Genomic DNA, 14073 nt, shown 5'->3' with positions numbered 1-14073 from the left:
AATCCTCTATTTTGAATATTCCGTCAAATCTTTTTCCTAATTTTAAGTAAAATAGTTTCAGTTATGAGAATAGAATATGATATAAAACTGGGTTTTAAAGATGTAATGTTTCGTCCGAAACGTTCTACACTGAAATCCCGTTCGGAAGTTGATCTGGAGAGGGAATTCACATTCAGGCATACGAAGAAGAAATGGAAAGGAACCCCGATTATAGCAGCTAATATGGATACGGTAGGCACTTTTGAAATGGCTTTAGAGCTGGCTAAGGATAAGATAATTACAGCCGTTCACAAACATTATACTCCGGAAGAATGGTCTGACTTTTTAAATTCCCAGCCGGGAGATATTCATCAGTATATTGCTTTAAGTACGGGGACCGGAACTTCAGATGAGGAAAAGATAAGAACAATACTCGAAAAGCATCCAAAAATTGAATTTCTCTGCATTGATGTAGCCAACGGTTATTCTGAACATTTTGTAGACTTTGTGAAGCGCGCAAGGGCTAATTTTCCGGATAAGATCATTATTGCGGGTAATGTGGTAACAGGCGAAATGGTTGAGGAACTGCTTCTGGTAGGTGCAGATATTATTAAAGTCGGGATCGGGCCCGGTTCTGTATGTACTACCCGTATAAAGACCGGTGTAGGGTATCCCCAGCTTTCTGCTGTTATCGAATGTGCGGATGCTGCACACGGTTTAGGCGGTCATATCATTGCAGACGGCGGATGTAAGGTGCCCGGTGATGTAGCAAAAGCTTTCGGCGGCGGTGCAGATTTTGTGATGCTGGGCGGAATGTTTGCGGGACATGATGAAAGCGGTGGTGAAATCATTGAGGAAAACGGGAAAAAATTCCGGCTGTTTTACGGAATGAGTTCTAAAACTGCTATGGATAAGCATTCAGGAGGAGTTGCGGAATACAGGGCTTCTGAAGGAAAAACAGTAAAAGTGGCTTACAAAGGTCCGGTTTCAGAAACGGTAAAGGATATTCTGGGCGGCGTCCGTTCAACATGTACGTATGTCGGAGCCTCAACATTAAAACAATTATCAAAAAGAACGACTTTCATCAGGGTGCAGGAACAGGAAAACCAGATCTTTAAGGATTAACTGTTTAATAATCCAATACAGATTGTCCCGCAGAAAATTAAAGGAAACCGAAATTGCCAGCGGGACAATTACCTGAAAGAAAACTTATGAAGATAATCTGCTGCCTGATTACTATTTTATACCAATATACCTTTTATTGAAATATTTCTGTAACTGATCATTTACATACTTTTTTTCTTCGTGTACAGAAGAAAGTTCATCGAAATACAGGGCTTTGGGCACCGTTTTTATTTTATCCAGCACTAAAGAATCTTCTTTTGCGTGTTGAATTGTATAAATCCTGTTCTATTTCCCTGTCATAAGCCTTAAGATCTGTAAAAACGACATCTTTAATGATATTGTTGACATTATAATCAATATTAAAATTCGCATATTTTTTCGGTAAAATATTTGTTTCCGGTAAGAATACGATAATTATACCTGCCCACCAGAATTTCCGGATATTCCTGAATCTGTAGGTTACCACAACTGACAATGTAACCAGATAGAAGAAAAGAATACTTTCAAACTGCCGTCCGATGCTGTTGATGATATACCCTAAGAGAAGCAACGGCAAAACAGAAATACTCCAGATGATGACGGCATTTTTAAAATCGATTTTTTTTCTGATTATATCAAGTTCTTTTCCAAAAACAGCTATGAAAAGCGGTACAATTAAAATTACCTTAGGTGCAATATAAATATTGTTCAAGCCAAAGAAAGCAATCCGCTTCAGCCACTTTATATAAAATACATCAGCAGAATCCCCCATTCTCCTGAAATTTCCGGGTGCCATAAAACTGATCAGAAGTCCTATACTTCCTGCCAACAATAAGATACCGGTTGCTTTTGACCGGTTTCTGCTGTATAAAACGCCCAGAATTCCTAACAGAATCAATGCCAGTATTTCATTGGAGCCCATTATTATAATAGTCAATACAATACATAAAGCCAGCCAGCCTTTTTTTCCTGAATCCTGGAATTTTCCGTAAAACAAAAGTAAAAGCCCACCTAGAATGGCGGAGAGAAAATAAACATTTGAACCTGTAAACCAATAATAATGTTCGGGAAGGCTTACCAGCATAACCGTATAAAAAAAGAACAGCAAAAGGCTTTTTCTGAAAGATTCTGCAAGTGGGTACCTGAAATATTGCTTAAAATTTAAGGCAACAACCACAATAAAAGAAGAAAGTAAAACGACAGGGTAAATTTTCGGAACGGTATTTTCCGGATCATGAGAAAGAGGGTTGAACATATTAATGGTATAGCCGAAATACCTTCCTCCCCAGTTCATATAGAAATCCCGGATATTCCCTGATAATCCAAGTCTTTTTGTACTGTACGTGAATATATAATCATCGGTCTGATATACATTAAAAAAAGAAATGTAAATCAGACCGATATATAGTAAAACCGACAAAAACAATACAATATTCTGTACGGATTTCATGTTATTTTTTATGTCAGCAGTCCACCGTCAACATTCAGGGTCTGCCCGTTGATATAAGACGCCATATCGCTTCCTAAAAACACACACGCATTGGCAATATCTGAGGTTTTCCCCAGTTTTTTCATCGGAATGGCCTCTGCCCATTTCTGAGTGGCTTTTTCATCCAGTGCAGCTGTCATTTCAGTCTCAATAAATCCAGGGGCAATTGCATTACAACGGATATTTCTTGAACCCAGTTCCAGAGCAACGGATTTAGTAAACCCGATTACTCCTGCTTTTGAAGCTGCATAATTGGCCTGTCCTGCATTCCCGCTGATCCCTACTACGGAAGTCATGTTGATAATAGATCCTGATTTTGCCTTCATCATCGGTTTGATCACCGCTTTGGTAAGATTAAATACAGAATCCAGGTTAACTCTCAATACTTTATCCCAATCATCTTTAGACATTCTCAAGAGCAGATTATCTTTGGTAATTCCGGCATTGTTGATCAGAATATCAATCTGTCCGAATTCTGCCATTACTTCATCAACTAAAATTTGAGCCGCATCAAAGTCAGATGCATCAGATTGGTAACCTTTAATTTGAGTTACAGAACTTAAAGTTGCTTCTAATTCCTTTGCTTTATCTACAGATCCGGCGTAAGTGAAAGCTATTTTTGCTCCCTGCTGTGCATACATTTCAGCAATACCCTTACCGATTCCTCTTGTAGCTCCCGTTATTAATGCTACTTTTCCTTCTAATAGTTTCATATATAAGACAATTATTTCTTTATAACCTGACCATGACCAGCCGTTTTGTAAAACGGGCTAATATACAGTATTTAATTTATTACAACAATCAGGCGCAAAGATATTATAAAATGTTATTCAATGCATTTGAAATCATTTTTTTAGCATAATTTTATAATGCTTTCTGTCATAAAAACTGCGCTGTATTGTTATTATCTGCAAAATTATAGCTTCTTCTATAGAAAATTATCGTTTTATACTGAAAAAAGCAATCGGCCGCGATTAATTATGCTCCCTAATTTTATTAAGGAATATATTATTCATTTGCCTGACAAAGCCAGAGGATTAACCTCTACAAATTGCCAGCTAAGGACCGGTTTCATCAGCCTTGAAACTTTATAAATTTTAGAATCAGAATTCTAACTCTATCATTCCTGATTTTTGAATTCAGCAGATTAATGCACATAAAAAATCTGTGTGATCTGAATATTCAACGAGAAGTTATTTGAGAAATAAATTTAAGCAGGCTCTAGATTGAGTTATTGATAATAAGGACGATTTCCCCTTTTAAGGTTTTACTTTTTGAGAATTCAATGAGCTCGATAATGGTTCCCCGTTTGGTTTCTTCAAATTTTTTGGAAATTTCACGGCTCAGGCTCACTTTGGTTTCCTCTCCGAAGAATTCTTTAATCTGCTCCAGCGTTGTATTGATCTTATGCGGACTTTCATACAGAACAATGGTTTTCTTCTCTTCAGCAAGCTGCTTGAGTTTGGTCTGCCTCCCTTTTTTCTGAGGCAAAAAACCGGCAAACAGGAATTCATTATTCGGCAGCCCGGATACCACCAGTGCCGGAACAAAAGCTGTTGCACCCGGCAGGCAGATCATTTCTATATGGCTGTCTGCACCGGCTTTTGCCAGAAGATAGCCCGGATCTGAAATACCGGGAGTTCCGGCATCGGTAATAATGGCGATATTCTGACCGCTTTTAAGGTCTGTTATAATCTTTTCCGTGGTTTGGTGCTCATTATGCAGATGGTAAGATTTCAAAGGCTTGGAAATCTCGAAATGCTTCAGAAGGACTCCGGAAGTCCTGGTGTCTTCGCATAAAATATAATCTGCTTCTTTCAGCACGTTTACTGCCCTGAAGGTCATGTCTTCCAAGTTCCCGATCGGTGTGGGAACAAAATATAGGATTCCGCTCAAAATGTAATTTATAAGAATTTATTTTCCACCAGTATCCAGAGACGCTGGGCATATTCATCTACCTTGTTCCATTTTCTGGAATAGTAAAGGTCACTCAGGTACTCTTTTGCCTCTTCCAGTGTTCTGAAACTGTTAAGCCTTGTTATCACTTCATTAAGCTCAGACTGGCTTCCCCCGAACAGTGTTTTTGAAAAGGCAATTTTATCGTTCAGATCCAGTTTAAACTCAGGCTTTTTCTTTTCCGCTTCCATAAAGCCGGTCGGGATATTGGTCTTTAAAATACTTCCGGTGTTTTCTTCTTTATGTACGGGATCCTGCTTTTCTTCAGGCCACTTTATTTCTAAATGGTCATCTCCGAAAAGCGACTGGACCGCTTTTAAGCCTTTTATATTGGCCAGTTTTATCTTTTTTTCCTGATATGTTTCCTGACTTTCAAAATTTTCATCAGAAGCAGGGGTATCTCTGGTTATTTCAGAGGCCTGCCTGTTAATTTCAACAATTTTTCTCCTGTCGTTAATTTCTGCTAAAATTGAAGGTTCCTGCTTTTCTTCAGCCACCGATTCATTCTTGATTTCATTAACTATGTTTTCAGGATCAGAAGTTTCTGTCGGTATTTCACCCTGCTCTATCAGGATATGCGGCAGATTGAACTGTTCTTCATTTTCTTCGATCAGCATATCTTCCTCTTCCAGTGGCTCCATATCAAACATGCTTGGGATGTGATGGGCTGTTTCCGTAGCCTTCTGTTCATTTTTTATATGGGATTCAAATTGATCCTGAATTTTTTCTTCTTCATTAAATTCAGTTACATTGCCCTCATCTTCGGAAATTTCATTTTCAAACTCATCAATCTCATTCAGCTGATGGTTAAAAACGGCTTCTTCCCGGGTTGTTTTTTCGTCAAACATTCCTTCATCCATATCCCCGTCATCCTCAGGCTCGGAATCTGCAAGAATTCTTTCTTCATCTATAAAATTGAATGTGCTTCCGCTGGACGATGAATTTTCATTTTCATCAATTTCATTCAGCTGATTATTAAAAACTGCTTCCTCTTCCGTTATCTCATTCAGGTTTCTCTCTCCTGAGGTTTCAGTAATTTCTCTTTCCGCATTTTCTTCAGCAAGATTTACCAGCGTCTCATGAAGTTCGCCTTCAACAATTTCATTCAGCTGATTATTGAAAATAGCCTCCTCTTCTGTAACGCCCATCGAGAAAGCTTCCTGCCTGTTTTCATCAATTTCGTTCAGCCTGTTATTAAAGATTGCCTCTTCTTCGGTAACCTCATAGTTTTGATTCTGTTCCTCAGCAAAGGTATTTATTAATGGGAAGCCCTCTTTATTTTCAGGAACCGGTGAAAATTTTCCATCTCCGGCATATTGCAGATTTTTTTCAAGCAAACTTAAAAATGTCATCTTTTCGGCAAGCTCATCCACAAGATCTTTCCTGGAAATTAACTCATCAACGTGGTTTATTCTGTCCAGAATACGGATGATATTCTTGGATTCAAAAAAAATCTTTTCCTTTAAATCTTGGATGTTGTGCATATTAAGAATCTTATTAAAATTGCTTACTTTTGATCTTAAAAATATACGGCTAATTTAACAAATGTTTTTAGAAAATACAATTAATCATTCCAAACAAAGCGGTTGGATGGAAGTTATTTGTGGCTCAATGTTTTCCGGAAAAACCGAAGAGTTGATCCGGAGGCTCAGAAGGGCAGAAATGGCAGGCCAGAATGTGGAAATTTTTAAACCGAAACTGGATACGCGCTATTCCGAAGAGGATGTAATTTCCCATAACCAGAACAAGATCCGCAGTACACCGGTGGAAAACCCAAATGAAATTCTTTTGCTGGCTTCCAATTGTGACGTGGTAGGAATTGATGAAGCGCAGTTTTTTGACGAGAGCATTGTGTATGTAGCCAATGAACTGGCCAACAGCGGAATAAGAGTAGTGGTTGCAGGCCTGGATATGGACTTCCTCGGCCGGCCTTTCGGACCGATGCCGAATCTTATGGCCACTGCAGAGTATGTGACGAAAGTACACGCCATCTGCAAAAGGACCGGAAACCTGGCCAACTATTCCATGAGGATTTCTCAGGGCAATAATCTGGTGGAACTGGGTGAAACGGAAAGCTATGAAGCAGTAAGCCGCCGTGTTTTCATTGATGAAGTGCTTTTGAAAAGAAAAAATAATTAAATTAGCTAAGGTTAAAGCGTAATTTAACTGTCACATCAGAATATGTTTAAAGGTAGATACTTTATACGTAGGTCTTAAAGAACGGACTTTATTTCAATAAATGTATAGCAGATCTTATTGAAATACTTAATTTTCAGCTTATAAACACATAATATAATTCTCAGGATCTTTGAAACGGTCCGACAAAGAAAGCAATACAGCAGACAGGTACCAATGAACTATACAATACAACAGATTGCAGAGATCACCAATGCGCAGGTTATTGGAGATGATACATTAGTGATCAGAAATATCGCTTTTGACAGCAGGATTATCTATTCTACCCGGGATACGGCATTTATTGCCATCAATACCCAGAAAAACTCCGGGGAAAAGTTTATTGAATCTGCCATTGCCCGGGGAATTACCGTGATTATTTCACAACACCGGTATCCTCAGTTCGAGAATATTACCTGGATTATTGTTGAAGATTCCATTGCTTTTCTTCAGGCCCTGGCCCGCTGTCATTTCAAAAACAATCAGCTTAAGTCTATAGGCATTACCGGAAGCAACGGGAAAACCATTTTAAAAGAATGGCTCTATCAATGCCTCTGGAATGAATTTTCTACGGTAAAAAGCCCTAAAAGTTTCAATTCCCAGATTGGCCTTCCGCTTTCTCTGCTTCAGATCAATCCAGCCCATGAACTGGGGATTTTTGAGGTTGGAATCTCGAAGCCTCATGAAATGGAAATATTGGAATCAATCTTCCATCCGCAGATCGGTTTGCTTACCCATATAGGCACTGCCCATCTGGCGAATTTTGAAAATGAAGAAGCATTAATCAATGAAAAAATAAAGCTTTTTAAAACCTCTGAAGTGATTATTTACAATGGAGACAATCTGTTGGTTGACAAAAAGATAAAAGCACTGTATTCAGGTAAAAAATTAATTGCTTACGGCCTTAAAGAAAACAACCAGGTACGCTTTAAGGCGGATGTTTCTAAAAATGATAATGCCGTGGTTCTTTATTTTGAGGAAGAGATCAGTTTTCCGGTACATCAGAGGGATGAAGCTACTCTGACGAATGCGCTGGCCCTGATTGCCGTTTTGAAAGAACTGAATATTGAAAACCGGAACATTATTGAGAAGATCAATTCATTAAAGGCCGTGGAAATGCGTCTTGAGGCCGTGGAAGGTGTAAGAAACAATATCATTATTAATGATTATTTCAATCTGGATCTGGATTCCCTGAAAACCGCGCTGCAGTTCTTAAATGAATACAATAAGCAGAAAAGATCTCTGGTATTAACGGATATGATCGGCGTGAATGAAAACCATCACCAACTGTATGAAGAAGTGTCCGAACTGGTGAATGAGCAGAAATTCGATCATGTATTTCTTATCGGTAATGAAATATCAAATTTCAGTGAATTATTTAAAGCTGAAACTTTTACTTTTACTGATACGCAGGAACTGATTGAAAGCAAGCATCTTAATGAAATAGAAAACCAGATAATCCTTTTAAAGGGAGCCAGAAAATTTGAAATTGAACGGCTTAAAGAAATCCTTGAACTCAGAAAGCATGATACGGTACTGGAAATTAATCTGAATGCAATTCTTCATAATATCAATTTCCATAAATCGCTGCTGAAGCCTGCTACCAAAATGATGGCAATGGTAAAAGCCAATGCCTACGGATTGGGCAGCTATGAAATTTCAGAGTTCCTGCAGCACCATCATATAGATTACCTCGGGGTAGCTTTCGTAGATGAAGGGGTAGAACTCCGCAAGAAAGGAATTACCGTCCCTATCATTGTGATGAATCCTGAACAGCATAGCTATGAAACCGTAATCCGGTATAACCTGGAACCTGAAATTTACAGTTTCCGGGTTCTGGAACTGTTTTATGAAGCAGTTCAGAAATCGGGTTATGATTCAAAATACCCTGTCCATATCAAACTGGAGACCGGGATGAACCGCCTGGGGTTTAAAGGTGGTGAATTAGACGGGCTGAGTGAAATTTTAAATCACAGGAATCTTCAGGTTCAAAGTATTTTCAGCCATCTTTCGTCTTCAGATCTACCGGATGAAAAAGAATTCACTTTGGGACAGCTGAAAATATTCGAGAAAAATTCGTCGTATTTAATAAAAAAACTGAGCTATGCTCCTATGCGACATATTCTGAATTCTTCAGGAATTACCGGTTATACCGATCATCAGTATGATATGGTGAGGATAGGCATCGGGATGCTGGGAGAATCGCCGAATGATAAGATACAGAAACAGCTGCATTCCGTGGTAAGTTTCAAAACGGTTATTTCTAAGATCTCAACAGTGGAAAAGGGAGAATCGGTTGGATACAGCAGACGGTTTAAAGCAGAGCATACAACAAAGATTGCGACCATCCCTGTAGGATATGCAGACGGGATCCCGAGGCTCATCGGAAATCAGACAGGAAGCGTAGGAATCAATAAAATGCTGGCACCCATCGTAGGAAGTATCTGCATGGATATGATGATGATCAATATTGACCATATTCCGCATGTAAAGGAAGGTGACCCGGTTACCATATTTAACGCAAAACCGAGCCTGAAAGAATTTGCGGCCTACTGCAAAACCATCACATACGAAGTATTAACCTCCATTTCGCCGAGGGTGAAACGGATTTATATAAAAGATTAACTTATGAAAAAGTTCCTGATCCTTGTATTTGCATTTCAAATGCTTTTGATTCATTCTCAGGTGAAGAACGGCCTGAAGATTCCCAATAACCCAAGGATCGGACTTTCGCTTGCCGGTGGCGGAGCTAAAGGGTTTTCCCACGTAGGTGTACTTAAAGTGCTGGATTCTTTAGGCGTAAAAGTAGATTATATTTCCGGTACCAGTATGGGTGCTATTGTCGGCGGCCTGTATGCTTCAGGATATTCCGGGAAAGAAATTGAAAAGATTGTTATGGATACGGATTTCTATTCGTTGATCCTGGATCCCAAAGCTACCCGTCAGGAAACCACATTTTTTAATAAGTCTGTAGACAAATACCTTTTATCAATCCCTCTTAAAAACGGTAAGATTACCCTTCCCTCTTCCATCAGTACCGGGCAGAAAAATGTTTACTTACTGAAAGAGCTTTTTAAGAATGTTTCCAATATCAATGACTTCTCAAAGCTGCCGATTCCTTTCATGTGTGTAGCCACCAATCTCGAAAGCGGGAATATGGAAATTTTTGAGAAAGGAGATCTGGTGCAGTCTATCATGGCAAGCTCTGCTTTTCCATCGCTGATGGATCCTGTAAAGATTGGGGACAGTATTTATATCGACGGCGCCATGACGGTAAATTATCCTTCAAAACCATTAAAAGATAAAGGCATTGATATTGTCATCGGTGTGGATCTTAACCAGGATCTTTCAAAACGGGAAGACCTGAACAGCATTGTGGCTATATTAAATCAGGTTATTGATTTCGGCATTAAAAAAGATACCCGCAGGCAGTACAAATACACGGACATCAATATCAAGCCTGATCTGAAAGGGATGACCGCTACAAGCTATGATGACAAGAAAAAAATTCTCGACAGCGGATATGCTGAAGGCCTTAAATATTCAGAGATCCTGAATGAACTTCCGAAACGCCCTTTTGACCGCCTCAGGCAGCATATAAATCCGATCTATTCCAACGTCTATAAGATAGACAGTGTTTCCGTAGAAGGCAGCCGGATTTACGGCGAAAACTACGTCCTCGGAAAAATGGGATTGCGTCTCCCCTCTCTTCAGACCTACGGAAGCATCAATAAAAAAATAGATAAGCTTGTTGCCACCAATAATTATAAATTCATTAATTACGACATCGTTACGGAGAATAATGCCAATTACCTTAAGCTGTATGTCACCGAAGATAATTCCAGGCATTTTGTGAAATTCGGGCTGCACTATGACGAAATCTTTAAAACCGGACTGCTGCTGAACTATTCAGCCAAAAGGCTTCTTTTTAGAAATTCCAATCTTTCCCTGGATGTTATTGTAGGAGATAAACCAAGATATTACTTAAATTATTTCATCGACAACGGCTACATTCCCGGCTTTGGAATCTATTCTTCCGGAATGAGTTTTGACCTGCGGGATGCCGATAATAACAATACAGAAAATTGGATGTGGCTGAGGAATGAAGTCTATATCCAGTCTATCTGGAAAGATAAGTTTGCTGTAGGCGGCGGAATCAGCAATGACTACTTTGAAGCGGAAGCCAACGGAACCAATAAGCGGTATAACCGTTTTTTAAACCCTTACGTTTTTCTGAAAAGCGATACGCAGGATGATAAGGACTTCCCTACCCGCGGAATCTATATTAATGCTGAAGGAAAAGTAATCGATCTTTTAAAGTCTGAAGTCGATAAAAGGCTCGTACAGGTAAAAGCGGATATCAGAATTAATTTCCCCGTTACCAAACAGTTTGCCTACCGTCTTAATCTGTACGGCGGAATTACCATAGGAGAAAATCTTCCTCAGTTTTACCAATACCGTTTGGGAGGAATCTTTGAACAGAACCTGGTTAATTTCAGAAGCTTCTCCGGATTTTATTTCGGGCAGCTCAGCACCAATAATGTGATTCTGGTTTCAAATGATGTGCAGTTTAAATTCAACAAAAATTATTTTATAAGCGGAAACTTTTCTTTAGCCAATCTGTCTGATGATATAAGTTTTGAAGATGCCGTAAAACTGAATTACAGCTCAATCGGATTAACGGCAGGCTATAAATCTCCGTTTGGGCAGATCAAGATCAACTTTAGCCACTCACTTAAAAATAACCAAAAAGGCATATTCAGTGTCATTCTAGGACATTGGTTTTAATTACATCATGATACAATTTTTTTACGAAAATGTACCGGAATCTGTAAGTACAGGGTACACAGCATGGCTGGAAGATATTATTATTTCTGAAGGAAAAAAGTCCGGGGATATCAATTATATATTCTGTGACGACGAATATTTACTGAAGGTAAACCAGGACTATTTACAGCATGATTATTATACAGACATCATTACCTTCGACTATGTAAAAGGCAGAACGATAAGCGGAGAGATTTTTGTATCTTTGCAGCGCATTTCAGACAACGCTTCTACCCTATCCAAAGAATATGAAGAAGAACTCAGAAGGGTTTTGGCTCACGGAATTCTTCATCTTTGCGGATATAAAGATAAAACAGAGGAAGAAGAAACGGTAATGCGAAGTAAAGAAGATTTTTATTTAGCAAAGTATGAGCATTAGGTAATTTAAGTAGTGTACTTAAATTATTAAGGAGCTTAATCCCGCTTTCCGCACTCGCTATTTTCTTTTCTTACAAAAAGAAAATGAGCTCAGACAAATGCTGCAATCGGGGCTAAAAGAACCGCAATACAGACGATTCAATCACGTATTCCGGTAGAATGTTTCACGTGAAACATTAATAAGAAAAAATTAAAATATAAGGCTTAAAACAAGCGTAAAAATGATTTCAGAAACATATGATGTGATAGTGGTGGGAGCCGGACATGCAGGATGTGAAGCCGCAGCCGCAGCAGCCAACCTGGGTTCTAAAACACTTCTGGTTACCATGAATATGCAGACCATCGGACAGATGAGCTGCAACCCCGCAATGGGAGGAATTGCAAAAGGACAGATTGTACGGGAGATTGATGCAATAGGAGGATACTCAGGAATTATTGCCGACAAATCTGCCATCCAGTTTAAGATGCTCAACCTTTCCAAAGGTCCGGCTATGTGGTCTCCGAGGACACAGAATGACAGGATGCTTTTTGCAGAAGAGTGGCGTCTTGCATTAGAAAATACACCCAATCTTGATTTCTTTCAGGATATGGTGAAGCAGCTTATTATTGAAAACAATAAAGTAGCAGGCGTTATTACTTCTTTAGGTATCGAGATAAAAGCACATTCCGTAGTTCTGACCAACGGTACTTTCCTGAACGGATTGATCCATGTAGGAGATAAACAATTGGGAGGCGGAAGAATGGGTGAACCAAGAGCTTTCGGAATTACAGAGCAGTTGGTTTCTCTAGGTTTTGAAGCGGGCAGAATGAAAACCGGTACGCCGCCGAGAGTAGACGGAAGAAGCCTGGATTATTCTAAAATGGAAAAACAGAAGGGTGATGAAAATCCTCAAAAATTCAGTTACTTAGATACGCCTAAATTAACCAAACAATTAAGTTGCCACATCGTTTATACCAACGAAACGGTACACGATATTCTGCGTGAAGGTTTTGACAGGAGCCCGATGTTCAATGGTACGATTCAAAGTTTAGGACCGAGATACTGCCCTAGCATTGAAGATAAAATCAACCGTTTTGCAGAGCGTAACAGGCATCAGTTATTCGTAGAACCCGAAGGCTGGAAAACAGTTGAGATCTACGTCAACGGATTCAGTTCTTCATTACCGGAGGATGTACAGGTGAAAGCCATGAAACACATTCCCGGATTTGAAAACGTGAAAGTATTCCGTCCGGGCTATGCTATTGAATATGACTACTTCCCCCCTACCCAGCTAAAACATACTTTAGAAACAAAGCTGATTGAAAATTTATATTTTGCAGGGCAGATCAACGGGACAACCGGTTATGAAGAAGCGGCAGGACAGGGATTAATGGCAGGGATCAATGCCCACAATAAAGTACATCAGAAAGATGAATTTATCCTGAACAGGGATGAAGCCTATATCGGGGTTCTTATTGATGATCTGATCACAAAAGGAACGGAAGAACCGTACCGCATGTTTACTTCAAGGGCAGAATACAGGCTTCTTCTGAGACAGGATAATGCAGATATCAGGTTAACCAAAAAGTCTTTTGACTTAGGTCTCGCTAAAGAAGAACGACTGAAAAAGGTGGAAGAAAAAGTAGCTCAAGGTGAAGAACTTGAAAGCTTTCTCCGGGAAACTTCTTTAAAGCCGGGAATGATTAATCCGATATTGGAAAGTATTGAAAGTAATCCTGTAGACCAGGCGTACAGAGCAGCACAGATTCTTACCAGACCTAATATGACGATTGAAAAACTGGAAAATATTGAAGCTATTAAAGAAAAAGCGTCTCAATACAGTAATGAAGTGAGAGAACAGGCTGAAATCAATATCAAGTATAAAGGATACATAGAAAAGGAAAAGGAAAATGTGGCCAAACTGAACCGTCTTGAAAATATTAAGATTCCGGAGGATTTTGAATATGCTAAAATTTCCAGTCTTTCTGCAGAAGCCAGACAGAAAATGGCCAATGTGAAACCAAAGACCATTGCACAGGCCGGAAGAATCAGCGGTGTTTCTCCTGCCGACATTAATGTTTTATTAGTGTATCTTGGAAGATAATTAAGAATATGTTTCACGTGAAACATAAAAAATATTTTTGAAAAATTAATTAAAATTTGGGGCTTACAAAAGCTTCAAATT

At 39.1% G+C, this 14073-nt stretch carries 10 protein-coding genes; 6 read left to right on the top strand and 4 right to left on the bottom strand.

Going from position 1 to position 14073, the window contains the following annotated elements; translation table 11 throughout:
- Positions 1 to 63 precede the first annotated feature (63 nt).
- Positions 64 to 1104, top strand: coding sequence for a GMP reductase (locus ASE55_RS00305; RefSeq protein WP_056213924.1), 1041 nt, complete (start codon positions 64 to 66; stop codon positions 1102 to 1104).
- 232 nt (positions 1105 to 1336) lie between these two features.
- On the opposite strand, the gene ASE55_RS00300 is transcribed toward ASE55_RS00305, so the two are convergent.
- From ASE55_RS00300 to ASE55_RS00285, 4 genes are all read right to left on the bottom strand, one after another.
- Positions 1337 to 2533, bottom strand: coding sequence for a DUF6056 family protein (locus tag ASE55_RS00300; protein ID WP_056213922.1), 1197 nt, complete (start codon positions 2531 to 2533; stop codon positions 1337 to 1339).
- Between the two features lie 8 nt (positions 2534 to 2541).
- Positions 2542 to 3285: a 3-oxoacyl-[acyl-carrier-protein] reductase gene (gene fabG, locus ASE55_RS00295; RefSeq protein WP_056213918.1), complete on the bottom strand. Its 744-nt coding sequence runs from the start codon at positions 3283 to 3285 to the stop codon at positions 2542 to 2544.
- A gap of 508 nt (positions 3286 to 3793) precedes the next feature.
- Positions 3794 to 4468, bottom strand: coding sequence for a 16S rRNA (cytidine(1402)-2'-O)-methyltransferase (rsmI, locus tag ASE55_RS00290; protein WP_056213916.1), 675 nt, complete (start codon positions 4466 to 4468; stop codon positions 3794 to 3796).
- A gap of 8 nt (positions 4469 to 4476) precedes the next feature.
- Positions 4477 to 6012 carry a hypothetical protein gene (locus tag ASE55_RS00285; protein ID WP_056213913.1) on the bottom strand — a complete coding sequence of 512 codons (1536 nt, stop codon included), beginning with the start codon at positions 6010 to 6012 and terminating at the stop codon, positions 4477 to 4479.
- Between the two features lie 61 nt (positions 6013 to 6073).
- On the opposite strand from ASE55_RS00285, the gene ASE55_RS00280 reads away from it, so the two are divergent.
- From ASE55_RS00280 to mnmG, 5 genes are all read left to right on the top strand, one after another.
- Positions 6074 to 6667 carry a thymidine kinase gene (locus ASE55_RS00280; RefSeq protein WP_027387281.1) on the top strand — a complete coding sequence of 198 codons (594 nt, stop codon included), beginning with the start codon at positions 6074 to 6076 and terminating at the stop codon, positions 6665 to 6667.
- Between the two features lie 213 nt (positions 6668 to 6880).
- Positions 6881 to 9328 carry a bifunctional UDP-N-acetylmuramoyl-tripeptide:D-alanyl-D-alanine ligase/alanine racemase gene (locus ASE55_RS00275; protein WP_056213910.1) on the top strand — a complete coding sequence of 816 codons (2448 nt, stop codon included), beginning with the start codon at positions 6881 to 6883 and terminating at the stop codon, positions 9326 to 9328.
- Positions 9329 to 9331: 3 nt separating this feature from the next.
- A complete protein-coding gene (locus ASE55_RS00270) occupies positions 9332 to 11491 on the top strand; it encodes a patatin-like phospholipase family protein (RefSeq protein ID WP_056213909.1) in 2160 nt (719 codons plus the stop codon).
- 7 nt (positions 11492 to 11498) lie between these two features.
- Positions 11499 to 11909: an rRNA maturation RNase YbeY gene (gene ybeY / locus ASE55_RS00265; protein ID WP_056213907.1), complete on the top strand. Its 411-nt coding sequence runs from the start codon at positions 11499 to 11501 to the stop codon at positions 11907 to 11909.
- A 220-nt stretch (positions 11910 to 12129) separates the two neighbouring features.
- Positions 12130 to 13992: a tRNA uridine-5-carboxymethylaminomethyl(34) synthesis enzyme MnmG gene (mnmG, locus tag ASE55_RS00260; protein ID WP_056213905.1), complete on the top strand. Its 1863-nt coding sequence runs from the start codon at positions 12130 to 12132 to the stop codon at positions 13990 to 13992.
- Positions 13993 to 14073 lie beyond the last annotated feature (81 nt).

Origin of the sequence: Chryseobacterium sp. Leaf201 (assembly GCF_001421435.1) — a bacterium.
Lineage (GTDB): Bacteria > Bacteroidota > Bacteroidia > Flavobacteriales > Weeksellaceae > Chryseobacterium.
The sequence above is the reverse complement of the archived record's forward strand: the minus strand, read 5'-3'. Positions and strand labels throughout refer to the sequence as shown.